General features: G+C 63.2%; 20 protein-coding genes and 1 pseudogene. 11 read left to right on the forward strand and 10 right to left on the reverse strand.

Annotated elements, in window-relative coordinates:
• The first annotated feature begins 95 nt into the window (after positions 1 to 95).
• The 3 genes from darG to L5G28_RS01820 are packed head-to-tail and all read left to right on the forward strand — an operon-like array spanning position 96 to position 4,640.
• Complete coding sequence (darG, locus tag L5G28_RS01810; protein ID WP_308191941.1) at positions 96 to 1,172, forward strand: type II toxin-antitoxin system antitoxin DNA ADP-ribosyl glycohydrolase DarG; 1,077 nt, start codon at positions 96 to 98, stop codon at positions 1,170 to 1,172.
• Between the two features lie 53 nt (positions 1,173 to 1,225).
• Positions 1,226 to 3,490, forward strand: coding sequence for an McrB family protein (locus tag L5G28_RS01815; RefSeq protein ID WP_237000069.1), 2,265 nt, complete (start codon positions 1,226 to 1,228; stop codon positions 3,488 to 3,490).
• Positions 3,462 to 4,640 (forward strand): McrC family protein, encoded by a 1,179-nt coding sequence (locus tag L5G28_RS01820; protein ID WP_237000070.1) that lies wholly within the window; start codon positions 3,462 to 3,464, stop codon positions 4,638 to 4,640. Before L5G28_RS01815 ends, L5G28_RS01820 begins: the two co-directional genes overlap by 29 nt.
• A 48-nt stretch (positions 4,641 to 4,688) precedes the next feature.
• Here the strand turns inward: L5G28_RS01820 and L5G28_RS01825 are convergent, their stop codons facing one another.
• The 6 genes and pseudogenes from L5G28_RS01825 to L5G28_RS01850 all read right to left on the reverse strand — a co-directional run.
• Positions 4,689 to 5,315 carry an MBL fold metallo-hydrolase gene (locus tag L5G28_RS01825; RefSeq protein WP_237000071.1) on the reverse strand — a complete coding sequence of 209 codons (627 nt, stop codon included), beginning with the start codon at positions 5,313 to 5,315 and terminating at the stop codon, positions 4,689 to 4,691.
• Positions 5,312 to 6,400, reverse strand: a complete 1,089-nt coding sequence (locus L5G28_RS01830) for an S-(hydroxymethyl)mycothiol dehydrogenase (protein ID WP_237000072.1) — start codon at positions 6,398 to 6,400, stop codon at positions 5,312 to 5,314. The genes L5G28_RS01825 and L5G28_RS01830 overlap by 4 nt, the downstream gene beginning before the upstream one ends.
• 115 nt (positions 6,401 to 6,515) lie before the next feature.
• Positions 6,516 to 7,229: a Rho termination factor N-terminal domain-containing protein gene (locus tag L5G28_RS01835; protein WP_237000073.1), complete on the reverse strand. Its 714-nt coding sequence runs from the start codon at positions 7,227 to 7,229 to the stop codon at positions 6,516 to 6,518.
• 65 nt (positions 7,230 to 7,294) lie between these two features.
• Complete coding sequence (locus tag L5G28_RS01840) at positions 7,295 to 8,476, reverse strand: N-acetylglucosamine-6-phosphate deacetylase (RefSeq protein WP_237000074.1); 1,182 nt, start codon at positions 8,474 to 8,476, stop codon at positions 7,295 to 7,297.
• Complete coding sequence (locus L5G28_RS01845) at positions 8,473 to 9,486, reverse strand: SIS domain-containing protein (RefSeq protein ID WP_237000531.1); 1,014 nt, start codon at positions 9,484 to 9,486, stop codon at positions 8,473 to 8,475. The genes L5G28_RS01840 and L5G28_RS01845 overlap by 4 nt, the downstream gene beginning before the upstream one ends.
• A 319-nt stretch (positions 9,487 to 9,805) precedes the next feature.
• Positions 9,806 to 10,335, reverse strand: a pseudogene (locus L5G28_RS01850) (transposase); the annotation flags it as partial.
• A 459-nt stretch (positions 10,336 to 10,794) separates the two neighbouring features.
• Here L5G28_RS01850 and L5G28_RS01855 point away from each other — a divergent pair.
• Positions 10,795 to 11,976, forward strand: coding sequence for a heparan-alpha-glucosaminide N-acetyltransferase domain-containing protein (locus L5G28_RS01855; protein WP_237000075.1), 1,182 nt, complete (start codon positions 10,795 to 10,797; stop codon positions 11,974 to 11,976).
• On the opposite strand, the gene L5G28_RS01860 is transcribed toward L5G28_RS01855, so the two are convergent.
• Positions 11,973 to 12,662, reverse strand: a complete 690-nt coding sequence (locus tag L5G28_RS01860; protein ID WP_237000076.1) for a response regulator — start codon at positions 12,660 to 12,662, stop codon at positions 11,973 to 11,975. The two genes, L5G28_RS01855 and L5G28_RS01860, sit on opposite strands and share 4 nt — an antisense overlap.
• Positions 12,663 to 12,922: 260 nt before the next feature.
• On the opposite strand from L5G28_RS01860, the gene L5G28_RS01865 reads away from it, so the two are divergent.
• The 6 genes from L5G28_RS01865 (at position 12,923) to L5G28_RS01890 (ending at position 20,006) form a co-directional block, all read left to right on the forward strand.
• Entirely contained in the window at positions 12,923 to 14,263 is a 1,341-nt protein-coding gene (locus tag L5G28_RS01865; RefSeq protein WP_237000077.1) for a sensor histidine kinase, read from the forward strand.
• Between the two features lie 53 nt (positions 14,264 to 14,316).
• On the forward strand, positions 14,317 to 14,799 hold the full coding sequence (locus L5G28_RS01870; protein WP_237000078.1) for a hypothetical protein: 483 nt from the start codon (positions 14,317 to 14,319) through the stop codon (positions 14,797 to 14,799).
• 442 nt (positions 14,800 to 15,241) lie between these two features.
• Positions 15,242 to 16,531, forward strand: a complete 1,290-nt coding sequence (locus L5G28_RS01875; protein ID WP_308191932.1) for an IS256 family transposase — start codon at positions 15,242 to 15,244, stop codon at positions 16,529 to 16,531.
• Positions 16,532 to 16,956: 425 nt separating this feature from the next.
• Complete coding sequence (locus L5G28_RS01880; protein ID WP_237000079.1) at positions 16,957 to 17,799, forward strand: SGNH/GDSL hydrolase family protein; 843 nt, start codon at positions 16,957 to 16,959, stop codon at positions 17,797 to 17,799.
• A gap of 263 nt (positions 17,800 to 18,062) precedes the next feature.
• Complete coding sequence (locus tag L5G28_RS01885) at positions 18,063 to 19,004, forward strand: zinc-binding dehydrogenase (RefSeq protein WP_372477170.1); 942 nt, start codon at positions 18,063 to 18,065, stop codon at positions 19,002 to 19,004.
• A gap of 6 nt (positions 19,005 to 19,010) precedes the next feature.
• Positions 19,011 to 20,006: an alpha/beta hydrolase gene (locus L5G28_RS01890; protein ID WP_237000081.1), complete on the forward strand. Its 996-nt coding sequence runs from the start codon at positions 19,011 to 19,013 to the stop codon at positions 20,004 to 20,006.
• A gap of 91 nt (positions 20,007 to 20,097) precedes the next feature.
• Here L5G28_RS01890 and L5G28_RS01895 read toward each other — a convergent pair whose 3' ends face one another.
• The 3 genes from L5G28_RS01895 to L5G28_RS01905 form a co-directional block, all read right to left on the reverse strand.
• On the reverse strand, positions 20,098 to 20,865 hold the full coding sequence (locus tag L5G28_RS01895) for an AraC family transcriptional regulator (RefSeq protein WP_237000082.1): 768 nt from the start codon (positions 20,863 to 20,865) through the stop codon (positions 20,098 to 20,100).
• Positions 20,866 to 21,036: 171 nt separating this feature from the next.
• Positions 21,037 to 21,909: an alpha/beta hydrolase gene (locus L5G28_RS01900; RefSeq protein ID WP_237000083.1), complete on the reverse strand. Its 873-nt coding sequence runs from the start codon at positions 21,907 to 21,909 to the stop codon at positions 21,037 to 21,039.
• Between the two features lie 81 nt (positions 21,910 to 21,990).
• Positions 21,991 to 23,874, reverse strand: coding sequence for a YhgE/Pip domain-containing protein (locus tag L5G28_RS01905; RefSeq protein ID WP_265743639.1), 1,884 nt, complete (start codon positions 23,872 to 23,874; stop codon positions 21,991 to 21,993).
• Positions 23,875 to 24,164: 290 nt separating this feature from the next.
• Between L5G28_RS01905 and L5G28_RS01910 the strand changes: the two genes are divergently transcribed.
• Positions 24,165 to 25,442: a spinster family MFS transporter gene (locus tag L5G28_RS01910; protein ID WP_237000085.1), complete on the forward strand. Its 1,278-nt coding sequence runs from the start codon at positions 24,165 to 24,167 to the stop codon at positions 25,440 to 25,442.
• The last annotated feature ends 68 nt before the right edge of the window (positions 25,443 to 25,510 follow it).

Genomic DNA, 25,510 nt, shown 5'->3' on the forward strand with positions numbered 1-25,510 from the left:
AGCAACGGGTACAAGCGATTCTCGATAGGCTGGTCGATAGCCGACCTCGGGTACTTGTCACACCCTCAGCCTATTTTTAGATCATGGAGTCCATGATGTTGACCAACGCCACAGGCGATCTGCTTCACGCAGACGTCGAAGCGCTGGTCAATACGGTCAACACGGTCGGGGTGATGGGCAAGGGCATCGCTCTGCAGTTCCGGCGCGCCTACCCCGCGATGTTCAAGGCATACGCCAAGGCGTCCAAGGCCGGCGAGGTGCGACTCGGCCACATGTACGTGTGGGAGACCGGAGCACTCAGTGGGCCCCGCCTGATCGTGAACTTCCCAACCAAGAGCCATTGGAAGTCCGGATCCACGCTCGCAGACATCGAAGCCGGCCTCGCCGATCTCGTCCAGGTGATCCGTGAGCAGCACATCACCTCCATCGCAGTTCCTCCTCTGGGCTGCGGCAACGGCGGCCTCGCGTGGGCAGACGTCGAACCGAGGATTCGGCGGGCGTTCGCGGAACTCCCCGACGTCGACGTTCGGCTATACGGCCCGGATGCAGCTCCCGCGGCGGAAGACATGGCGAACGCAACAGAACGTCCGAAGATGACACCAGGACGAGCGGCGCTCGTCGCCTTGCTTAACGAGTACGAGAAGACAGCCCTCGGCGCGACACCGATCGAAGTGCAGAAGTTGATGTACTTTCTCCAGGTCGCTGGGGAGCCCTTGAAGCTGAACTACGCGAAGAACATCTATGGGCCGTACGCGGACAACCTCCGTCACGTTCTCGACCGCGTGGAAGGGCACTTCATCACCGGGTACGGCGATGCCTCAGCGAAGGTCCTCGACGCGCGCCCGATCCATGTGTTTCCGGGTGCAGTCGACGAAGCGACGGCCGCACTCGCCGACGTTCCAGAGACACTCGCACGAATCGACAAGGTCCTGGAAACAATCGACGGCTTCGAGTCCATGTACGGCATGGAACTACTCGCCACCGTCCACTGGGCGATGGCCGACACTGCCGAAGCAGCACGAGATGTGCAGACTGCGATTGAAGAAGTCCACCAGTGGACGCCCCGCAAGCAACAGATGTTCACAGACGAGCACATCGAGGTTGCGTGGAATGCACTCAGGCACAGCATCAGCGACGCGAGCGCCAGCACCGTCGACGCTCGTGCAGGCTGAAGCAGTTGAGTCACTCCCACCCCCGAAGCCAGCCCAGCGAAGGACGTACAAAGTTGCCCGACCTGAGTGTGAACGACCCCGAGTACGTGTCGATGGATCGGCCGGGCGCGCCCGCAGTAGAGGCGATCGGCAGACGGATACTCGACGAATGCATCGCCGGCCGCGGATCCCTGTTCACCCCTGAGTCCCCGGTGTGGACAGCCAACAATCTCGACGAACTGAAACGCACGTTCGTCGACCGTCCGGACGCCGGCGGCGAGGACTTCTTCACGAAGCTCACCCAGCAACTCGCCGATGCTTCGTCAGACTCCGTCCAGCTGTTCGCAGAGCTGTTCACGCTCAACGTGCTTCCCCTCTATGACTACCTCGGCGAGACGAAGATCGATCGAATCAGCAAAGTACTTGCCATGTGCTCGCCCAGTGTGGCGCTGCCCTCTGATGTCGGCGAAGCACTCAACGGACGGGTCTTCCGTGGCGGACGTGCATTCATGTCCCGTCGGTGGGCCCAGATCGGTTTCCTGATCGAGTTCGCACGCTACTTCCACACTCTCAGCGATGATGAACAGGACAAAGCACTGGCCGATCCCCTGCATTTCCGGGACGTCGTCCGGGCCTCCCCTGGGCCTTCGGAGCCGGCTCAACGGCAGGCTCTCATGTATCTCGCCTTCCCCAGGTTCTTCCTGCCGATCGTCTCCGCAACAGACCGACGGGCGATCCGCGACGGCTTCGCAGTAAACCACCTCGGACGGCCCGCAGGCGATGTCGACATCGACCTGCACGACATCAACGAAGCTGTAATGGCAGAAGCTGGCGGGCCCGTCGACTTCTACACGTCTCCGTGGAAGGAAGTCTGGTCGATGCCAACAGATGCTCCATCACCGCCGACCGACCAGGTCCAGCACGCATGGCAGGTCTACGGGTCGAACGTCGCAGGCAAAGACATGGTGCCTGTCTGGAGAACCAAAGGAATTGTCTCCCTCGCTGCGAAATTCCTACGTCCGGTCGATCCTGACATCGGCCGTGATGAACTCAAAGGCTTTGTCGAAGAGGACTATCGCTCATCGGGGTATGCCGCCCGACAAGTGAAGGTCGATGAGTTCTACTCGTTCCTCGTTCGCATGAATCCGGGCGACCTGATCGTCTCAATCAGCCAAGGTCGAGCATATTTCGGCACTGTCACCGGCGATGCTGAGTTCACTCACAGCGACGACGACCGATCCAACCTGCGTCGACCAGTGAAATGGGAAACACAGTCCCATCCGGTCGTCGACCTCCCGATGGAACTCTCGTCGCGCCTCAACGGCCAAAGCGAAGTCGTCGACCTGACCGGCCAGATCGATTCGATCCAGGAGTTGCTGGGACACCAACCGGCGACCACTCCAGCCAGCGGACTAAACATCCCCGACGCGAACGGCGACCTCGCTGCGCGGCTCCACGTCCCCGAAGACTGGCTGCAGGAGTGCATCGACCTGCTGCGAGACCGCCCACAACTCATCTTCTACGGACCACCCGGCACAGGTAAAACCTACTTGGCGAAGGAGATCGCCCGATACATAGCAGGCGACTCCAACGTCAAAATAGTCCAGTTTCACCCCGCGTACTCGTACGAAGACTTCTTCGAAGGCTACCGGCCTGCCGAACTGTCAAAGGGACAGGTCGGCTTCGACCTCAAACCCGGCCCGCTACGCTCACTCGTCGACCGTGCCGTCGAAAATCCGGATGCCACATTCGTCCTGATCATCGACGAAATCAACCGGGGAAACCTCGCCAAGATCTTCGGCGAACTGTACTTTCTGCTCGAGTACCGCAACGAGAGCATCGACCTGATGTACCGGTCCGACAACGCCAAACAGTTCAACCTGCCGCGCAACGTCATCCTCATCGGCACGATGAATACGGCGGACCGGTCTATCGCCCTCGTCGACGCCGCGATGCGCCGACGATTCGCGTTCCTGCCGCTCCACCCGTCGGAGTCACCGACCAACGGGATTCTCCGAAGCTGGCTGACCGAAACAGATCGTCCTCGTGAGGTCGCCGACCTACTCGATGAGCTGAACTCCCTCATCGACGACGAGGACTTCAAAATCGGCCCGTCGTACGTGATGAGGGAGGCCGTGTACCAACCGGGCGGTCTCGATCGAGTGTGGCGAACTGCGATCCTCCCACTGCTGGAAGAGTTCCACTATGGCGACCGTGGAATCGACATCCGGTCCCGCTACGGCCTCGAAGCCGTCCGACGACGGCTCGATGCCAAGACCACAGCGAACTCCGGCCCCGAGACCTTCACCGATGACGTCGACTCCACTGACACTGACTGAAGGCCACCCCGGCCGACTCCGTCAGCTCACTGTTTCCGAGTACGAGGAACTCAGCCATCTCGCCATTGTCGACGTCAGACCCACCTTGGAGATGGGCTGGTACGAGATCTCGGCGGGCAAGAAGATCGGTGCAGTGTCTGTCGGCAGCCTCGAGGTGATCGTTCGCCCGAAGATCACCGACCTGAACCGGTTGATCTTCCTACTCGGCTACAGCGGCCACCGTGATCTGTGGCGCGACGACCACATTCGTCTGACCGAAGCAGATGATCTGCTTCCCGCACTCGCCGAGGCGTTCTCGCGGATCGCCACACGGGCGACAGATCAGGGCCTCCTGCAGGACTACCGCACCGTGAACGACACGCTTCCCGTTCTTCGTGGACGCATGCTCGCCGGCGAACAGATGACCCGTCGCTACGGGCTCCCGATCCCCGTCGCCGTCGAATACGACGACTTCACCGTCGACACTCCCGAGAATCGCCTGCTGCTCGCCGCGACGCTCCGCATGCTCTCGGTGCCTAGGATCTCGGCTACCGCCCGGCGGCGTCTACTGCGCCTACGCGTCGCGCTCGCGGACGTGACGAAACCAGCGCGCGGCACTGCGCTCCCGACCTGGCAGGCGACCCGGCTCAATGCGCGCTATCACCCTGCGCTCCATCTAGCCGGGATCGTCATGTCCGCCCAGTCGTTCGAACAGCATGCCGGAGACCTCTCCGTCAGCGGATTCATGTTCGACATGTGGCGGGTCTTCGAAGACTTCGTATGCGCCGCTCTCAGCGAATCACTCGGAGGTCGCACCGCGACCCAGTACGGCATCTCATTGGATGATGCCGACCGGGTCACGATGAGACCAGACCTCATCTGGTTCGACGGCCAGCGGCGGGTGTGCGCCGTGATCGATGCCAAGTACAAAGCGGAACGGCCCGAGGGGTTTCCGTACGCCGATCTGTACCAACTCCTCGCCTACTGCACGGCGACCGGACTCCAGCACGGCCACCTCGTGTACGCGAAGGGCAACGAACCCAGTCGAACGCACGTCGTTCGTGAAGCGGGCGTGACGATTCACTGCCACACCGTCGATCTCTCTGCGTCCCCTGCGGAACTCCTCGAAAGGGTCGAGCAGATCGGTGCAACCGTCCGGAGACTTGCGTAGCGAACTCGCTGTTCGACTCCGCTCGACCAGCGAGCTAGCGGCGAAAGGTCACTGACCTCGCCGGATCCACTCGTCAAGATCGCCGGCTTCGGCACCGACCGTCGTCTCGTCGCCGTGCCCGGTGCAGACCCGAGTGTCGTCATCGAGTACCAGGATGCGGTCCCGGATCGACGCAATGATGTCGTCGAAACTCGAGTACGACCGGCCGGTTGCGCCCGGGCCGCCCTGGAACAGGGTGTCGCCGGAGAACAGCACCTTGGCCGACGGCGACCAGAGCACGCACGATCCGGGCGAATGGCCCGGCGTGTTGATCACTTCGAGCCCATCGCCGCCGACCTCGACGACCTGACCGTCGAAGAGATCACCATGCGGCACACCCGGGTGGGTCTGCTCCCACAGCATCTCGTCGGCGGGATGCAACAGGATCGGCGCACCGGTGGCCTCGGCGAGCTCCGGCGCGACCCCGATGTGGTCGTTGTGCGCGTGTGTCAACACGATCGCGACCACCTTGCGGCCGTCGACGGCGGCGAGGATCGGCGCCGCGTCATGCGCAGCGTCGATGATCACGGCTTCGGCGTCGTCGCCGACCACCCAGATGTTGTTGTCGACGTCCCACGTGCCGCCGTCCAGCGAGAAGGTGCCGGAGGTGACAACTCGATCGATGCGCAGCGTCACAGCTCCACCACCGATCGCAGCACCTTGCCGGCCTCCATCGACTCGAACGCCTCGTTGACGCCGTCGATGCCGATCCGCTCGGAGACGAACTTCTCCAACGGCAGACGTCCCTGCAGGTGCAGGTCGACGAGCATCGGGAAGTCGCGTTCGGGCAGACAGTCGCCGTACCACGACGACTTCAACGCACCGCCGTGGCTGAAGAAGTCGACGAGCGGCATCTCCAAACGCATCTCCGGAGTCGGTACACCGACGAGGACGACGACCCCGGCGAGATCGCGAGCATAGAACGCGGTCTGATACGTCTCCGGACGGCCGACGGCGTCGATCACGACGTCCGCGCCGTTGCCGTCAGTGAGCTCCTTGACGGCTTCGGCGACGTCCTCGGTCTTCGACGCGTCGATCGTATGCGTCGCGCCGAGTTCGGTGGCCCACGCGAACTTGCCTGGATCACGGTCGACGGCGATGATCGTCGTCGCGTCGGCGAGGCGAGCGCCCGCGATGGCAGCGTCGCCGACGCCTCCGCAGCCGATGACAGCGACCGAGTCACCGCGCGACACCTGCCCGGTGTTCATCGCGGCACCGAGACCGGCCATGACGCCGCAACCCAACAGGCAGGCCACGGCCGGGTCGGCCGACGGGTCCACCTTTGTGCACTGCCCCTCATGGACCAGCGTCTTCTCGGCGAACGCACCGATGCCGAGCGCGGGCGTCAGCTCCGTGCCGTCAGTGAGAGTCATCGGCACGCTCGCATTATGAGTGTCGAAGCAGTACCAGGGCTTGCCCTTGCGGCAGGCCCGGCACTCGCCGCAGACGGCACGCCAGTTCAAGACGACGAAATCGCCGACCGCGACATGCGATACGGCGTCGCCGACGGACTCGACGACACCTGCGGCCTCGTGCCCCAGCAGGAACGGATACTCATCGTTGATTCCACCGCTCGCGTACGCGAGATCGGTGTGGCAGACGCCGCACGTCTGCACCTTGACGACAACATCGTGCGCCCCCGGATCGGGGATCACGACATCGACGAGTTCGGTCGGCGCGTTCTTGGTTCGGGAGACGACTCCCTTGACCACCTGAGACACTCCGGGCTCCTATTCAGTTCGATGCATATCTGACCTGAGTCGATGGTAGGTCAGGGAAGGCCCGGATTCACTTCAACGCCGACTCACTTCACCGCCGACTCACTTCACCGCCGATTCACTTCAAGGCGGCGATCAACTCTGCCTTGTTCATCGTCGAATATCCCTTGACGCCCTTGGCCTTCGCCTCGGCCTTGAGCTGCGCGACAGTCTTCGCGGCGGGCTTGGCCGACGCCGGAGCCTTAGCAGCGGCAGCGGCGGGCGCAGCTGGCTTGGCGGGCTCAGTCTTCTTCGCCGCTTCGGTCTTGGGCGCAGCAGGCTTGGGCGCAGCAGGCTTGGGTGCTTCGGTCTTGGGTGCTCCGGTCTTGGCCGGAGCGGGCTTGGCGGCAGCGGGCTTGGCTGCTTGAGGCTTGGCCGGAACCGGAGTCTTCGCTGGAGCAGCAGCCTTGGCCGGCGTGGCCTTCTTTGCCGGAGCGGCAGCCTTCGTCGCTGCGGGCTTGGCGGCAGCCTTCGTGGCGGCAGCCTTTGTAGCGGCCGGTTTCGGCGTCGCTGCCTTCTTGGGAGCCGCGGCCTTCGTGGTTGGTGCGGCCTTCTTGGCTGGTTCTGCCTTCTTCGGAGCCGCAGCCTTCGTGGCTGCGTCTCCCTTCTTGGCGGCCTCCCCCTTCTTAGCGGGGGCCGACTTCGTCACCGCTGCGACGATCTCGGCGCCCGGCTCGTCCTTCTTGGCGAGCGGCGAGAAGGCGATCACGAGATCGCGCAAAGCCATGACCTCGTTGGTGAGGCGCTTGACCTCGTCCTCGAGGCGCTTGATCAGGGTCTTCTTGGCAGTCATCGGCAGGTCCCCTCCGAAGATGTCGTGTCGCCCGCTGGCGGTTCCGAGCAGGCTCGCCCATCACCCTACGACGCGCAACCACCTCGTGTGGCACTCGACGCGGCGTTGATGTCAATTCCAGTCACATGCTGCACCTGCAGTTCTTCGTCCAGAACGACGAGATCGCCGCGGCGTCCGGGGGCCAGCAGACCGATGTCGTCGCGCCCGAGGACCTGCGCGGGCGTCGTCGAACACATGACGGACGCGGCGAGCAACGCGTCGTCTCGCGGCAGCGGGTCTGGCGCACCGACGAGTCCCGTGACGGTCCTGGCGAACAACGAGTCCATCGTCGCCGTGCTGCCGGCGATCGCATCGGTGCTGCGTAGACGCGCCACGCCGCCGTCGACGTAGACGTCGAGCGACCCGAGGACATAGTCGCCGTCGGCCATTCCAGCGGCGACCATCGCGTCGGTGACCAACACGGCGCGAGCCGGTCCGACCGTCCGCTGCACGTCGGCGACCAGTGCTGGGTGCAGGTGCACACCGTCGCCGATCAGCTCGACGACGACGCGCGGATCCTCGGTCAGCGCGAGCACCGGACCCGGCGCACGATGATTCAACGGGGCCATCGCGTTGAACAGGTGGGTGGCCACGCGCGCGCCGTGGTCGAGGGCGGCGCGAGTCTGCTCGTAGGTGGCGTCGGTGTGTCCGACGGCCACCCGGACGCCTGCGGCGACGAACCGGTCGATGGCGTCGAGGGCGCCCGGCAGTTCAGGTGCGATCGTGACCATGACGATCGCACCGTCGGCGATCGCGAGGAGCCGGTCGATCTCGCCGAGGTCGGGCGACCGCAGCCGGTCGGGAGCGTGTGCGCCGCACTGTGAGTGCGCGATCCACGGGCCTTCCAGGTGAATGCCGGCACTGACGCCCTCCCGCACGAGTGGTGCGAGCCGCGCGACGATGCCCGCCAACTCGTCGGGGCTCGCGCTGACTGTGCTGGTGACCGTCGTCGTGGTCCCGTGCGTGCGGTGGAACGCCGCAGCGGCCCGCACCTGGTCGGGGTCGCCGTCGGTGTACGACGCTCCCCCACCGCCGTGGACGTGCTGGTCGACGAACCCGGGAACCACTGTGCCGCGTGGGAATTCGTAATCGGCAGCCGCCGGCGGCTCACCCGATCCGACCGCGTCGATCAGGCCGTCGCGCATCGACAACCACCCGGGCCGGTGGACGACGCCGTCACCGACGAGGGCGCCCGCGGCAACGATCACAGGGTCTCCGTCACCTTGCGCAGGCCGCGGGGACTGTCCGGGTTCTCCCCGCGCGCCAACGACAGGTGCAGCGCCATCAGCTGGAACGGGATGATCTCCAGCAGCGGTGACAACTCTTCAGGCGCGTCGGGAATGGCGACACCGCCGGTGAGGTCCGCGACCGCCGATGCGGCGCCGACCCCGAAGATGTCGGCGCCCCGCTCGACGAGGCGCGCGATGACCGGCGCCATCGCGTCGCCGCCGCGACCACCCGGCACCACCGCGAGCACGGGGACCTGCGGGTCGACGGTCGCGAGCGGACCGTGCAGCAAGTCGGCGCCCGAGAAGGCTTGCGCCGTCAGGTATGACGTCTCCATCAGTTTCAACGCGGCCTCACGTGCCGTCGGATACGAGTAGCCGCGGCCCGTGGTGAGCAGACGTTGCGCGTACCGGTATTTCTGGGCGGCCGCAGCCAGCGCGCCATCGGAACCCAGGACCTCGTCGCCGAGATCAGGCAGCGCGTCGACCGCCGACGTGTCAGCGCCCTGCCAGGCGGCGATCACCAGGTACAGCGCCAACAGTTCGGACGTGTAGCTCTTGGTGGCGGCCACCGACTGCTCCGCGCCGGCCATCACGTCGACGTGCAGTTCCGCGGCGTCCGACAGGGCCGACGACTCGTTGTTGGTGATGGCGAGGGTCAACGCCCCCTGTGCGCGACCCACCTCGACCGACTTCACGAGATCGGGCGAGCCACCCGACTGCGAGACCGCGATCAGCAGCACATCGCGCAGGTCGGGCCGCGCGCCGTAGACGGTCACCGCGGACGGCGAGACCATCCCGGCCGGGATCTGCAGACCGATCTCTACCAGATACTTCGCATACAAGGCCGCGTGATCGCTGGTGCCCCGCGCGACGAACTGGACGAAACGTGGTGCGCGAGAGGCGATCAGCTCGCCGATCTCGACACACGCCGCGCGGGCCGCGAGCAGATTGCGCCAGGCGCTCGGTTGCTCGGCGATCTCCGCCGCCATCAGATGTCCGGGTTGCTGATCGTTCACGGCCATGAGTGTCCTTCGCGGCAGGAGCTGACGTGTCGCTTCGACCATATCGACGATCGGGCACCGGCACATGCGGACCGCGCGTTCCTTCGATCGGGCCAATTCCAGGTCGGCGTGACCGCGGTGATAACCGACAATGCCTCCTGCTATGGTCGCAGACCTGGGCTGCGTGAACCGTCCTGGTCCGGTCGGAGACCTGGATTAGGCCACCTCGGGTGTCGAGGGGACGTTCTGACGGTACCGCCTTTCATACTCGAGAGGGACGGTGTAGCCGATCGCTGAGTGCAGGCGCTCGGTGGAGAACGCAATCGCCGTGAAAGACCGCGTGCGCAGCGTACGCCTCGACCAGGACGGCCTCAGAGACAACGCCAGCCTTCTTGCGTGCGTAATAGGTAGACGGGGCGATCGCCATGCCGTGCTCGGTGAGCACGCGACAGATCGGGTCGACCGGAGAACAGATACCGATACTCGTCGATGTACTCGACGATCACCGCAGTCGGCGGTCGACCTCCGCCGCCGCGAAAAACGGCTTGATATGTAGGTGATCGAAATCTCGTTTGCCCTGCGCAACTCGGCATTCTCCTTACGGATAGCCTTCAACTCCGCCGAGGCCTCAGACCTCGCGCCTGGACCGTCGGACGAACCGACTCCCACACCGGCGTCGACCCAATTGCGGAGAGTGGCTGGGTTGATGTCCAGAAGAGCGCCGACGTGCTTGCGGTCGCCGAGCTTGGACTCGCCGTCGTTCTCCTTCAATCGGTCGTGGTACATCCGGACGGCCCGCTCACGGGTCTCCTTGTCAAACTTGCGTGGTGCTGCCATGATCGCATTCTCCTGGTGCGTTCACGGTCTCCACCAGAACCAGGACGGTTCACGCTGGGATCGGAGGCGACGCGGCCGAACACCCGCGGGGTCGATGCGTAGCTGGTTGATGTCGGCCAGGCGGTCATCGCCGATCTCGACTGCGACAGGTTGCCGCCCCATGTTTTGTTGATCCTGTTGCTATCGCGGTCACGTGGAAGTAGCGGCTCGCTGCGTATCCGATGATTCAGGGGTTGGAGCGGCGCGCCAGAGCCGATACTCACTTCGAAGATGAGGCGATGAGGCGATGCCGGGAACTGACGGTGGCTCTGGGCGCGGAAGAACTTGCGCGACTCGGCGACGCCGTGAGCCATCAACAGGTCTGAACCGAACCATCGGAGGCCTCGGAGGCGGGGGGTGTGACACGACTGTGACACGGTCATCGGGAGACGCGGACATCCGCGCACGAACATGCTTGGCATGACCACACTGACTTCACGTCCACCTGGCGAGAGTGCCGTCGCCGTACGTCGCGCCTGGACGAACCCCGGACGAATCACCGGTCTCGACGCAGCTCGAGCCCTAGCCGTTCTCGGGATGTTCGCCCAGCACTTCTATTCCTTCAGCGCCGTGGGCGGGGCCAAGCTGCTGTCTCCGTCGACGTGGGGCCTGCTCGTCAACAACAACTCGACGATTCTCTTCGCGCTGCTCGCCGGCACATCGAAAGCACTCATCGACGGTGGGATGTCGCCGGGATCGGGGATCGCGGCGCTCCAGTCACGCCTCAATATCCTGGGGCGCGCCGTCGTGCTGTTCACAGTCAGCGGCGTGCTCATCTTCCTCGTGTCCACACCGGGCAGCGTTCTGGGATTCATCGCAGCCGGGTTCGTCATTTCTCTGCCGTTCCTCCGGGTCCGGTCGACGCGTCTTTTCATCGCTGCCGGCGTCCTGATTCTCGTGCTTCCTCCACTTGTTCACATCCTCCGAGAACTCGTGTTCTCGTATTCAATGGACGTCTCGTCCGACAGTTCTATTTCTCTTTTGATCACCGGCTTATGTCCGGCAGTGATCTTTCTTCCCGTCTATTTCATCGGAATCGGGCTCGGCCGAATCGATCTCCGAGATTTCACAAATCAGATCAGAATCCTGGCGGTGGGAATTGTTACCGCCACCGTTGCATTTCTGACCTCCTGGATCCTCACTGAGCAGGCCGGTTCGATGCAAGCATCGGTCTTCTCGACAGAAGGGAGATTTGCGTTTCCTGATTGGCGTATGGAGTATTCGTTGGTCATGTCTCACGTCAATGGCGTGACGCAGATGGCCGTTGGCGTAGGCCTTGCAATGTCGGTGATCGGTGTGTGCCTGCTTCTGACGCGAAATGGAGCCATCAATGCGATTCTGTTGCCGTTCCGCTCTTTAGGGATGTGCGCCTTCACCGCGTATATCGCACAGTTCGCAGCGGTGCTTCTGCTCATCGACCAGGAAGACTACGAAGTTCCCGCAGGATTTTTCTGGTGGCTGACGTTGACCACGATGCTGGGCACTACGCTGTGGATGTCCATCTTCCGGAGGGGGCCGTTCGAAGATTTCCTCGCCCGTTTCGCGAACATGTTCGCGAGGGTTCCGTCCGATCGCACACACGAACTTCGCGAAGCCGCTTAAGCGATGTCGCAGCGGTATCCGAAGCCGCGGACGGTCGTCAGCAGTTCCGGATTGCGCGGATCGCGCTCGACCTTCGACCTCAGGCGTTGCATCGTTGCGTCGACGACGCGGGAATCACCGAGATGGTCGTAGCCCCAGACACGTTCGAGGAGCTGTTGGCGCGAGAGCACCGCGCCGCGGTGCTCGACGAGGGTGAGAAACAGGCGCATCTCGGTCGCAGTGAGAGGCAATTCGGTGGCACCACGACGGACGACGAAGCCGTCGTGGTCCACCGTCAGGCCGGCGAATTCCTCCACTCGGTTCCGTGTGGTCGCCTTGTCTACGCCACCTCGCCGAAGCACGGCCTGGATCCTCGCGTCGATCACTCGCGGAGCACATGGTTTCACGATGTAGTCGTCGGCCCCGGCCTCGAGCCCTTCCACCATGAGTGAATCCTCACCGCGAGCTGTCAGCATGATGATCGGCAAAGTCCCGTATCGTGTGCGGATTCCGCGACATACATCGATCCCGGAGATACGAGGGAGCATGAGATCGAGAATCAGAATATCGGTGATCGAATCGGAGACTTCCTCGAGTGCGCTCTCTCCATCGGCGAAGGTGCGTACCGAGTATCCGCGGTTGATCAACCCGAGAGCCAAGGCATCTCTCAAAGCTGGATCGTCTTCGACGAGTGAGATCTGCTGCATCAGGCCAGTATGCCGCGAAACTCAGGTTCCGTGCAACGATGCCGGCGGAGTGCTATTACCACAGCACGCTGTAACATATGAGGCGCTGGTCTCAAGCCGAAGGCACGTCCTTGATTTTACTGAATTGGTAGTATGGGGTTGAAATGCGAATTGTTCCCCGACACACGTTTCAGAGACGTTTGGTGTTACTCCTCACGGTGGTCACATTTGTCGCGTTGGCCAGCGCGGCGTCGGTGAACTATTGGGATTACAGACGCGTGGTGCTTGCACAGGCACAGGATGCATTCGTTACGGACCTGGTATCGCGCACCAGGGATGCCAGACAGATCCTGTCGTCGGCGCGCGAGAATGCCGCGTCGTCGGGCACCGACAGCAGCGTGCTGATCAATGCTTTTCGGGCCGCGCGTGCGATCGGCGGAGACTCCATCGTCGCGGTCGACGACACTGTCGCCGAGACTGCGTCGCCGATCAGCGCCGTTCCCGACTCGCTCCGTCAGCGAGCCGCCGATGCTCCCGCCGGGTCGTACTTTCAACGTGCAACCGTCGACGGTCGGTCCGTGCAGGTAGCGGCGATCGTGCCGTCGCAGAATGCTGCCGACGGACCGCGAATCGTGGTGTACGGATTCAAGAATCTGGATGCGGAGTCGGCGCTTCTGGCCAACGTGGTGCGGACGTCCGTGCTGTCGATCGTCGGCGTCCTGCTGGCGACGGTCGCGGTAGGCTACGTGTTGAGTCGTCGGATGACGAGACCGCTTCGTGAGCTCGACGAGGCCGTGCGAGAACTGGGTGCCAGCGGTGACGTTGCGCCGGTGGCGGTCCGGGTGCCTCGGAGCGGTGACGAGATCGCGCGGCTCGCGGAGTCGTTCAATCTCGCGTCGCACAGGATCGATGAGCTTCTCGCAGACTTGCGTCATCGTGAAGCCGGTTCCCGGCAGTTCGCCGAGGACGTCGCGCACGAACTCCGGACTCCGCTCGCCACGATGCTGGCCGTCACTGAGATTCTCGAGGATGCCGACACCTCGTCGGCGGACGATGTGCAGCGTGCTGCGGCTACCACCGGCAACGAGGTTCGCAGGCTGGTGGAGTTGGTGACGAACCTGCTTGCCGTGTCGCGGCCTGACGACGTCGACGCAGCCACGATGGAACGCGACGTCGTCGATCTCAACAAGGTGGCGCGACGCAGTGTGAGTCGCCGCGGCCTGGATGCCGACGTGTCGTTCTGTCCATCTCAGGAGCCTGCGATGGTCGACATCGATTCGCGACGGATCGACCTCGTGATCGCCAACCTGGTCACGAATGCCGTGCGGCACGGTGCGGCGCCGATCGATGTGGATGTGACCGTCGAGGCGGACACCGTGTCGATCAGGGTCGCTGATTCTGGTCCTGGGATCTCGCCGGAGGCGTTGCCGCACTTGTTTGATCGCTTCTACAAGGCCGACTCGGCGCGTGGTCGATCCGAAGGCAGCGGACTCGGATTGGCGATCGCCGCTCGAAATGCGCGGCTCCACGACGGTTCTATCGAGGTCGACAGCACGCCGGGCGATGGTGCGCGCTTCACGCTGGTCCTGCCGCGGTGGCCTGAGCCGGGGGAGGCGCCGTGACCGCGATGAGGTGTGGCCGCAGAGCGATGGTTGTTCTGGCATCCTCCGTCGCAATGGCGTCCGTGGCTTCGTGCGGTGTCGGCGATACGGGAGTGATCGCCGCCGGCCCTCCAGGACTGAGTCTGCCGGATTCCTCGTTCGTGGTGTACTTCGGCGATGCTCGCGGCGACGGGGTTGTGCCGACATCTGTCGACGGGGACGGACTCGATGTATCGAGGGGAGTGGACATCCTGCTCCGGCGCTCGCCGTCGGACTCAGACGTCCCGGCCAGACTGATCAACGAGGTGCCGCACGGTTCGGCCCAGTGGAGCAAGGACGCGTTGACCGTCAGGGTGGCTCCTCAGGACTATCCGCTCTCGGCACGAGCAAACGAACAGATCCGTTGCACCGCGATCTACGACGGCGCGCTGAATGTCGCAATCACCGATGGCAGTCGGACCGTGGAACAGTCGTTGTCGTCGGCCACGTCGGAGAGAGGTGACAGTCTCCGCGCACGTGCCAAGATTAGCGGGTGCCCCCAGTCGGAGGAGAGTTGAGTCTGTGGACATTCGTCTGCGGCAGGGGGCGTGGCGTCACTTCGAAGTTGTTGGCCTCCAGAGTCGACGATTTCGCTTCAGTGAACTCCTCCCGAATATGAGCGCGTCGGCGTCCGTCCCCGAGCACCGAGGAGTACGACTCCGGCCGATCCGTTGGGCGCATAGCTGGACGAAGTACCCGGCCTGCCCACTGCCAATGAACCACGCCTGCAACTCCACTGGTCTTGTCCCTATGTCGTCGTGCCGGACAGCTCAGGGGTTGTTGTGATGCGACGACCAGTCGAAGCCGCCGCGTCGTTGGTGTGATGTCCAGGGACGTTGTTCTCGGTTGAGGGAGGAATGATCAATACCTGTGGATGAGGGAGGGCGCACCTTCCCGCAGAATGATCCCAGTAGTCAATTGATCAAGTCAGCGTTGCCGCGCTGGCGGAAAGGCACGCCCGTGTCACTCACAGTAGTCAACAAGCCCGCCACCGCCCACACCGAGACCGCTGGCGGCTCGGGACGCTCGGTCCTGGACGAGATCGTCCGGGACGGCGCCCGTCAGATGCTCGCTGCCGCGCTGCGGGCCGAGGTCGCCGCCTACATCGACCAGTTCGCCGACCACCTCGACGAGAACGGACACCGTCTGGTCGTGCGCAACGGCTACCACCAGCCCCGCGAGGTCGTCACCGGGGCCGGTGCCGTCGAGGTCAAGGCCCCGCGTGTCAACGACAAGCGGGTCGACCCCGAGACCGGTGAACGCCGCCGGTTCTCGTCGGCGATTCTGCCCGCGTGGGCGCGTAAGAGCCCGGAGGTCGCGGCAGTCCTGCCGCTGCTCTACCTGCACGGACTGTCCTCCGGCGATTTCGGGCCCGCGCTCGAGCAGTTCCTGGGCACTAATGCCGGTCTGTCCGCGGTGACGATCACCCGCCTGACCAGCCAGTGGCAAGACGAGGCCGACGCCTTCACCGAACGCGACCTCTCTCAGGTCGACTACGTGTACGTGTCGGCCGACGGCATCGACCTGAAAGTCCTTCTCGCCCAAGACAAGATCTGCCTACTGGTGATGATCGAGGTCCGCGCTGACGGACGCAAAGAGCTCATCGCGTTGACCGACGGTTACCGCGAATCGACCGAGTCGTGGGCCGACCTGCTGCGCTCGTGCAAGCGTCGCGGCATGACCGACCCGACCCTGGCGATCGGCGACGGGGCTCTGGGCTTCTGGGCCGCGGTCAGTGAGGTATTCCCGACCACCCACGAGCAGCGCTGCTGGTTCCACAAACTGGCCAACGTCCTGGCCTCCCTGCCGAAGTCGGCGCACCCGAACGCGATCGCGATGATGCGCGAGATCGTCAACGCTGAGGACATCGACCACGCCAGGACCGCGATCACCGCGTTCGCTGACACCTACAGCGCGAAGTACCCGAAAGCGGTCGCCAAGATCGTCGACGACACCGACGTCCTACTCGAGATGTTCCGCTATCCGGCCGAGCACTGGACCCACCTACGCACGACGAACCCGATCGAGTCGAGGTTTGCGACCGTGCGGCTGCGGACCCGCGTCACCAAGGGACCCGGTTCACGTGCGGCCGGTATCGCAATGGCCTACAAACTGATCGAAAACACCGAAACCCGGTGGCGAGCGGTCACCGCACCCCATCTGGTCGCTCTCGTCCGCGCCGACGCGACCTTCACACAGGGAAAACTGGTCAAACGTAACGACGAAACGACATCAACCGCGGCCGCCTGACACAAACCGATCCACAAGATTTGACAATATCTCGACCATCCGTGGGCGAGAACCCAATCCTTCATGGCTTCGCTTCTATCAGGATTCTGAGTCGCGGAGGAGCAGCAGCATACTCACTACGTAGGCTTCTCAATACCCTGCCGCGATCGTGTTGTTGTGGTTGATCGTCAGCGTCAGACTCTTGAGCGCCTCGACGACGACTGGCTTGCGCAAGCGTAGTTTCACGATGTAACTTAAGTTCTGAACCCAGTTGATTGTGATCTCCCTCTCGCTTGGATGGGTCGGCGGTCAAGGACGAATTGGTGGCGTTTGCGGTTGTTGCTACGCCACAGAAGGGCAGGATTACCATGCGGGCGAGGTCACGAATCCGAGGTGGTCGACGAGCAATGCTGTGGTTGACAGTATTGACCGCTGTGCCAGGAGCGATGGTGATTCATCCCGCTTCAGCGCAGGCGGCACCGGTACAGACCCGAGTCGGTGAATACGTGGCACTCGGCGATTCCTTCGCCGCTGGCCCGGCGATCTTGCCGCTGAAAGATCTCGACGTCATCACACCGTGCGCGAGATCTGCGGTCAACTACCCTTCGCTCTTGGCGAAGTCTGTCGGCGCAGAAAGCTTCACAGACGCGACGTGCGGCGGAGCTCGCACTGAAGATGTCGACCTAGTCAGTCAAGGTTCTGGACTGCTCGGAAGTCCAATAGTCCCACAGATTCAGCACTTGTCGCCGAGGACCGACCTAGTCACCTTGACGATCGGCGGTAACGACGCGGGCTTGGTACCACTCGCGTTGAAGTGCGCTTACCGCTTCTCAGATGAGCAGCCTTGTGTTATTGGGAAACTGAAGCGGGAGACGGAGGCCAAAGTTGACGCAGTCGGTCCCGCTCTACGCCGGGTCCTGCGCGCGATCCGCTCGCGCGCGCCACGGGCTCGTGTTCTCGTCACCAGCTATACGAATTATGCCGACGTCGCGCATTCGAACTGCTCCAATCAGCGCGTCCGTGGTGATGACATCGCCGCGCTGCAATCGATCGTAAACCGACTAGGCGCGGTGCAACGAGCAGCGGCCGAGGACCTCGGTGCCGAGTACGTCGATTTGATCTCTCCAGCAATCGGCCACGACGGCTGCTCCGCAGCTCCGTGGTCCAACGCTGCTAGGCCGATCCTGAACCTGGACGACTTCTCTGTCGCTTTCCATCCGACCGCTGCGGGGGAGCGCGCGTTCGCGCGGATTATTGCAGACCGGGTGGCCGGGGAAACTGTCAGGTGACACCCCGGCCTGATTCGACGCACGCGCGACCTCAGGCGGAGCCAGACGGCGCATTCCGACGCTACGGCTCATGAGCCGTAGCGACCGAAGGGCGGACTCGCTCGGCCTCGGGCAAGGAGGCAGGATCGGGCAGGAATCAGAGAGTATCGGGCAGCCCGAGTCTGCTTCTGCGGGGCGATCATAGATCGAGTCGGGTCGGGGTTCGCCCGAATTGTTTCTACGCGTCGGTAACGACGAGGAGGATGTTGATGACGAGTAATACGATGCGTGCTGTCCATGTGGCTGCCGCGGATCAGCCGTTGACGCTCACGAGAACAGCCGTTCCAGAGCCGCAACCGCAACAGGTTCGGATCAAGGTCGAAGCATGCGGAGTCTGCCACGGCGAAGCTAAGATCATTGACGGGTGGGCCTCCTCCTACCCGCGGATACCAGGCCACGAGGTCGTGGGTGTAATCGACGTGCTCGGTGACGCAGTCCGTGGGTGGCACCTTGGCCAGCGTGTCGGTGTCGGTTGGCATGGCGGGCAAGGGGAGACAACGGGCATGACCATCGACGGCGGTTACGCCGAGTACATGGTCGCGCGACAGGAATCCCTCGTGGCGATCCCTTCGGGTATGAGTCCCGAAGAAGCGGCCCCGATCCTGTGCGCTGGTGAGACGGTGTTTAGCGCACTCAGGAGCGGACGTGCTCGGATCGGCGACCTCGTGGCAGTGTCCGGCATCGGCGGCTTAGGGCACCTCGCAATCCAGTATGCGGTGAAAGCCGGCTACGAAGTCGTCGCGATCTCGAGGGGGCGGGACAAAGCACCCTTGGCACGCGAGCTCGGTGCCCACCATTATGTCGATGCCGACGAGAGTGTGGAAGAGCAACTCAACGAACTCGGCGGCGCATCGCTCATCATTGCCACCGCCCCGCATGCGAACGCGATCAAACCGCTGCTAGCAGGACTGGCCCCGGGTGGCGAGCTTGTCGTCGCCGCCGTATCCGAGGATCCGATCGGGTGGTCTGCGTTGGACTTCCTCGGCAGACAAGTATCCGTCAAGGGCACCTTCACGGACGTGGACGCGATGGCGGACGCCATCGACTACAGCATCTTGACTGGAGTGCGGCCGCAGGTCGAGGTGTTTCCTCTGGAGGAGGCGCCTGAAGCGTACCAGCGGATGATGAACGCCAACGTGCGATTCCGCGCCGTACTGAAAGTCTGATGCACAATGCCGAACAACTTGGAATTCACGAGCGACATACTCGGAGAGAATTTCGTCGCTCACACCTTCGACCTTGGCCCAGATCCGGACCGTGAGCCCGGAGGCAACGTCGTCGCGACACTCGTCAAGCACACGATCGCTAACGAACCGCACCACGCCGTGCTGTGGGTTCACGGATTCTCCGACTACTTCTTCAACCCCGAGATCGCTGAATTCTTCACGAGTCGCGGATATGCGTTCTATGCCCTGGACTTGCGCAAATCGGGCCGCTCCCTACGAGATGGCCAATCGCCGCACTACGCTACTGATTTCGCCGTCTACAATGAAGAACTCGATCTCGCAGTCGACGCGATCGCTGCAGACCATCCGGGGATGGGAATTGTGATCGCCGCTCACTCCACGGGTGGATTGATCACCCCGCTTTGGCTGGACAGACGTCGCCGACGCAACTGTACTGCGCCGATTGTCGGCCAGGTTCTCGACAGCCCATGGTTCGACATGCCGGGCCCATCGATGCTGTGGGCGGTCGGAGTTCCATTGATCAAACTCATCGGCCGAATAGCTGGAACGCGCGTCGCACCGGCCGAGCAGAGCAGCGTTCACGGACTGACAGTCCACCGCGGCCATCACGGCGATTTCGACTACGACCTGGCGCTCAAACCGATCAACGGCTTTCCACTGCGGTTCGGGTGGCTTCGAGCGGTGACGGTGGCACACAGCAAACTCCACCGAGGTCTGGACACAGGTGTGCCTTCGCTGGTGCTTCGGTCGGCTCGTAGTCTGTCGGTGAAGGAGTACAGCATTGAGGCTTCTCGCGCGGACCTCATCCTGGATACCGAGCACATGGCCAAGTGGGCAGGAGCACTCGGCAATCGTGTGGCCGTCGTTCCGATCAGTGACGCCAGGCACGGAGTGTTCGTCTCCGAGCGCGAAGCACGTGACACCGCCTACGGTGAACTTGCTTCATGGTTGTCGCACGAGATCGAGCACCAGACAGTCTGACAGTCGCTCACCAATCGTTCGCCTGGTCACGAGTGAACTGAGAGACGCTCTCATAGCCGACCATGATGGCGATCTAGACCATGATGGCGACCTAAGTGACGCTGCCGGCACCCGCCAGTAGCAGTTTCCGAGCCTCGCCCAACCGCAACATCTTCTGGCACTGAACTGGGCCTATCTGTACGACATCGCGAAACTTCCGGTGAAAGGCCGAGGTGCTCATTCCACTCGCACGCGCCAACTCGTCAACGGAGAACTGTCGTCGGAAGTTCTGCTTTATCCAACTGTTGATACTCACGATGTCGGCATCACTCTGGAGACCAATGATCGAGGAAGCCACTGCTGGGCCGTGATCGCCAGTAAGCAGCCGATAGATGATCTCGTTCCTCGCCAGGCCCTGAAGAAAGCGACTCTCCGGCTCCTTGTTGAGCTCGAGCAGGCCTCGAACGGCGTCCAACAGCCTGGCCGTCTGCGCGTCCAATGCTTGAGGTGTCGCCGGTGAAGAGCCCCCGATGTCACCTGCCTGCAACAGCGTCGATACGACCTCTTCGAGAGAAGACTCGTGCACCACTATCGACCACGGAGCGTTGTCGGCCTCCACCACTTGCGGCGTGCGAATCTCCGATATCAACACATCTCCGGGCGAAAGTCGCGTGATGTCGCCGAGTTGATTGACGGTGAGCAGGCCCTCTAAAACCACAGCCGCGTACGGCCGCCCAACGGTCGGCAGTCGTACGGATTCATCCGATCCCCGACAGATGCTGAGTCCTGGCGACCGGGCGAAGGTGCCGCGACCGGCGGGATCAAGTCCCGCGACGGATTGATTGAGGCGGCGCAGTGCGGCCGCAGCATCCGCACTCACGAGTTCTCCCTCGCGCATCGTTGCGGGTCACTGTTGACCCTACTGCGTCGAATGGTAAAGGGCATCGAGAGTTCTGTACGGTCGATGAATATCCCGGAGAGCTTGACCGGCGGCACACCCGGACGGTGGGGATCTCGCCGGCGGTCATGAGTTCCTTGACGAGAGCCCGGATCACGACAGCCTCTCTCTAACGAAGTCGTGGATCTGCCGCTTGGCCTGCTTTCCTTCTGGGCAGGGCAGAAGCGGGTAGACGTGCACGAGCCCTTCCCCGGTGATACTCACTGTGGAAACGCCGGCCTGCTCCAACTTGGCAACCATGGCCGCCGTCCCCGGATAGAGGACGTCCCGCGTTCCTTGCACAACGAGGGTCGCGGGCAGTCCTTCCGGGCTCCCGTACAGAGGACTCAACTCTGAACGGCGGATATCATCGCCTCCGGACCATAGTCGGCCCGCCGAACGTAGCGCATCCGGATCCAGCCACGGATCGTCGGCTACCTCGCCGTGAACGACATCAATTGCGAGATCCACCCATGGTGCGATCAAGACCAGGCCCGCCACCAGGGGAGCACCATTGACCGCCTGCGCCAGCGCCAGCGCGAGACCACCTCCGGCGGAGTCCCCGATCAGGATCGTTCTCGCACCCCCGTGGTCCGCGACCAGTTCGATCAGCGCAGAACGGGACGTCTCCCAGTACGACTCCGGGGCCAGTTGGTATCCCGGAACAACCACCGTGAGGCCATGGGTGTCACCGAGTTCGGCAACGAGATGCCAATGCTCTCTGGTGAAGTCACGCACGTAGGCTCCACCGTGCAGGTAGACGATCCGAGCGTCCGTCCGCGCATTCGCGGGCCTGTAGGTGTGGACGGTCATCCCGCCACGTACAGCAGTTTCGAGACGATCGCGCATCCGCAATGGCGGATCGGGACGTTCGCCGGACCTGTGTTCCACGGCGTCAGCAGCGACAATCTCATCACTGCCCGGATACTCGTAACGACGACACTTGGCAAGGTAAAAGGCACAGAGAGCGTGCCGCACGCTGGGCATTGAGACTCCTTCGTCCGGTCAGCAGTGAGATTTGCCACCTTCGTTCAGCACGTAATGACTCGTGTTCGGAAGTACGCCTGGTCACGGCCGCTCGGCCGCCACCGCCTCGGCGAACTCAACGACATCTCCGTCTCGGACTCGGTTCCTGTGCAAGTGCCTAGCCGCGGCTACTGCGCCGAAGTTCACCGCAGCGGCGGCCACGGTTATCGCGATGACGATGCCGAGCGCCATGCCGAACCCTGACGTCCCATTAAAGGCCGCGATCATTCCGTCACGGACATAAGACATCGGAGCGATCGGGTGCAGTAGGCGGAACGGCGCAGGCAATGTCTCAACCATCCAGATGCCACCGTAGGAGAAGATCTGAAGCATCAGCCAGGCGAGGGACGTCAACGCTCCTGCCGCATATCCGAATAGAGTGAAAAGCACCGATGTCAGGGCGACATTCATGAGCGTGGCCGCTCCAGCTATTACCGCGACCTGGCCGAGAGACGCTGGCGACGGACTCGGCGCAAGGACCATCCAAAGGACTCCGCCGACTACCGCTGTGGTCGCGAGCGAAACCGCCGATACGGCTACGGCGCGGCGCACGACGGTTCGCAGACTCGGCGGTGGCGCGTCGTGCTCGGTGAGGAACCGGTGTCCCCGAAAGGACGTGAACACTGCGATGACTCCAATTCCACAGGCGAAGATCAGTAGTGTTGGCGCAGCGCCAGGGCCTGCATTCTGGGCTGGCGCGAGGTTCTTGGACTCACTCGCCACCGGAGTGGCGAGAAGGCTCGCGAGAGACTGTCGCTTCGTCTGGTCGCCGAGGTCTGGCGCCCGACGTGCACCGTCCGACAGACCATCGCTCAACTTCCGAGCGCCGTCGTCGACCTGGCGAGCCCCATCTTGCAGTCGGCCTACGCCGACCGCGACTTCGCCTGTGCCTTCCTGGATCCGGTCCAGCCCGTCAGCCAACCGAGCAGACCCCGCAGCCAGGCTGCCGCCGCCGACTACCAACTGATCCAAACCCGATCGGTACTGGGCTGAAGGATCGGTCAACTCGACGGCGAGTCGTCTGCTTCCAGCCCTCAGCTCCCCCAATCCGTCTATCAACCGCGAGGCCTCCTCGAGGCCGGCAGAGGGCGCCACCCGACGTGCGTCGTCCAGAATTCGTTTGACCGCGTCGATGTCCACGGTTCCGACCAAGGTGTCGATGCCGTCCGCAAGGCGCGTCGCGCCCGCGCCGAGTTCATCAGTCCCGTTCCGTAGGGCGACGAGCCCACCGGCGAGCGTGTCCGTACCATCGCTGACCTGTCGTGCGCCGGTGTTGGCAGCCGCTATGCCCGGAGCCAGCTCATTGCGGACCCCATCCGCTAGCTCGTCGAGCCCGTTGCGCAACTGTGCGGTACCCGCCTGCAGTCGGTCCGCGCCAACCGCTGCGGTGCGGAGTCCACCGCCAAGCGCGTCGAGGCCGTCAAGAACGGTGCCGACTGTAGTACCGGCGACGCCTTTCAATACCGCTGCGTTGATCGTTGACATGGCCGCAGCACCGATGCTCGACGCCTTGAGTGTGTTGTTGTCGTTATACGTCACCGTCATGAGCGCGGGCGCAACGGTGACATCGCCGATCCCGGACAGCGTCTCACTGAAGTCCTTCGGGATGCTGATCACGAAATAGTAGGTTCCGTCTCGCAGCCCGCTCGCGGCCGTAGCGGCATCGACGTTTTGGAAGTCTAGTGCCCGCGATTCGACGAGATTGTCGGTGACGTCGCGACCTGCGTGGATCTCGTCGTTTCCGGCGTGGAAAGGAACATCGTCGTTGACGATCGCAACGGGAAGGTTCTTGATCGTCTTGGTGGGGTCCCACATCGTCCACATGTATAGCGCGGCGAAAGCCAAGGGAACGATCACGACGATCGCCATCACTAGGCGAGCACTACGCGATCGCTGCACGCGCGAATCAAGGGCACCAGAGCTCATCGACAAGTCACCTTTCGAACGGCACCACTCGAGATCGGTGCGGCATGCGTCACACAGTACAACTTACATGGTATAAGTTACAAGGCGTAATACGAGGCCCGACCGAGCCCTCATACCGCAGGCGGGGTGACAGACGCCCGCGACTCCGCCCGAGCCCCAGCGACCTGCTGGTGCATTCGATTGTCGATCGACCCCGCGCGCGAAAGACACGTGAGGAGAAGCCGAGAATGGACCGACGATCTGACCATCCATCGATGGATGGCCCGCTGCAACATCCGAGGGCGTGGAGGATGCTCATCCTTCTCGCGGCGGTCAACGTGATGAACTTCTACGATCGCGCCCTGCCCGCAATCCTCATCGAACCTCTCAAAACGGACTTCCACCTCTCCGACTCCCAGATCGGTGTCATCAGCGCCGCATTCATCGTCGTCTACGCCCTGGCCGGGATCTGGATCGGCAGGCTGGCGGACCGCTTCAGCAGGCGGGCGGTGATGGGCTGCGGCCTCATCGTGTGGAGCGTGTTCACCGCACTGAGCGCGGGCGCATGGAGCTTTACCTCCCTGCTGCTCGTCCGCTTCGGAGTGGGAATCGGCGAGGCGTCTTTCGGGCCCGCCGCGAACTCTTTGGTTGCCGATATGTTCCCCCCGGCACGCCGCTCCCGGGCGGTCGCGGTGCTGCAGTTCGGCGTCCCCATCGGCACGATCCTCGCATTCTTCACAACGGGGTTCATCATGGAGGCTTTCGGAACCTGGCGCGCGCCATTCATCGTTGCCGCACTGCCAGGCCTCCTTTTAGCATTCCTGATCTTTCGGCTCGACGAGCCGGAACGCGGCGCGGCGGACGCCCACGTGCGCAATGACTCGCTCACCGTCGCTCCCGCCTCCATCCTTGAAACGGTGCGAACAGTAATGGCAGTACCCACCATGCGGTGGCTCACGATCAGCGGGATCGGAGTTCAGATTGCCGCGTACGGCCTCGTCACCTTCATCGTCCCGTTGTTCCAGCGATACTTCGAACTCACCCTGACCCAGGCCGCGCTGAACGCCGGGATAACCGTCGGCATCGCAGCACTCCTCGGACTGACGATCAGCGGCCTGGTTTCCGATCGGGCGAGCCGCCGGTCACCGTCCGCTCGGATACTCGTGGGTGCCGCGGCCCTACTGGCGGCCGCACCGTTAGCCTATCTAGCGTTCCAGTTCAAGCCGGACCAGCTTCTCATCTTTGTCGGTGTCCTGTCGGTCGTATCATTCCTTCAATACTTCTTTCACACATCGGCACTTCCGGCCGTCGCAGACGTGAACCCTCCCCACTTGCGCGCCTCCGCGACAGCGATCTTCTTCGGCTGCTTCTATCTTCTAGGTGGAGCCTTCGGCCCCGTCTTGCTCGGATTCCTGTCCGACCTTCTGGCGGCGTCCGGACACGGCATCGACGCCACTGCGTACGGCCTTACCAGATCGTTGGCCATCGTAATGCCACTAGCGCTTCTCCTGGCCGCAGCCGGCCTGTTCGGAGCCGCCAGAACCGTGAATCGCGACCAACGAACCATCAACTGCGGTCCCCTCGGGTGAGAACCGACGGTAACGAAGACCCTTCGTTCGGGTACGAACCGCTCCCCACCCACGGTGCCCCCGCGGCC

This window comes from Gordonia liuliyuniae (genome assembly GCF_021739025.1).
GTDB lineage: Bacteria > Actinomycetota > Actinomycetes > Mycobacteriales > Mycobacteriaceae > Gordonia > Gordonia liuliyuniae.

Coding starts and splice junctions, on each gene's coding strand:
- darG (WP_308191941.1), top strand. CDS start 96: ATGTTGACCAACGCCACAGGCGATCTGCTTCACGCAGACGTCGAAGCG.
- L5G28_RS01820 (WP_237000070.1), top strand. CDS start 3,462: ATGACGTCGACTCCACTGACACTGACTGAAGGCCACCCCGGCCGACTC.
- L5G28_RS01835 (WP_237000073.1), bottom strand. CDS start 7,229: ATGACTGCCAAGAAGACCCTGATCAAGCGCCTCGAGGACGAGGTCAAG.
- L5G28_RS01845 (WP_237000531.1), bottom strand. CDS start 9,486: ATGGCGGCGGAGATCGCCGAGCAACCGAGCGCCTGGCGCAATCTGCTC.
- L5G28_RS01855 (WP_237000075.1), top strand. CDS start 10,795: ATGACCACACTGACTTCACGTCCACCTGGCGAGAGTGCCGTCGCCGTA.
- L5G28_RS01860 (WP_237000076.1), bottom strand. CDS start 12,662: ATGCAGCAGATCTCACTCGTCGAAGACGATCCAGCTTTGAGAGATGCC.
- L5G28_RS01870 (WP_237000078.1), top strand. CDS start 14,317: ATGGCGTCCGTGGCTTCGTGCGGTGTCGGCGATACGGGAGTGATCGCC.
- L5G28_RS01880 (WP_237000079.1), top strand. CDS start 16,957: ATGGTGATTCATCCCGCTTCAGCGCAGGCGGCACCGGTACAGACCCGA.
- L5G28_RS01885 (WP_372477170.1), top strand. CDS start 18,063: ATGCGTGCTGTCCATGTGGCTGCCGCGGATCAGCCGTTGACGCTCACG.
- L5G28_RS01890 (WP_237000081.1), top strand. CDS start 19,011: ATGCCGAACAACTTGGAATTCACGAGCGACATACTCGGAGAGAATTTC.
- L5G28_RS01900 (WP_237000083.1), bottom strand. CDS start 21,909: ATGCCCAGCGTGCGGCACGCTCTCTGTGCCTTTTACCTTGCCAAGTGT.
- L5G28_RS01905 (WP_265743639.1), bottom strand. CDS start 23,874: ATGAGCTCTGGTGCCCTTGATTCGCGCGTGCAGCGATCGCGTAGTGCT.
- L5G28_RS01910 (WP_237000085.1), top strand. CDS start 24,165: ATGCTCATCCTTCTCGCGGCGGTCAACGTGATGAACTTCTACGATCGC.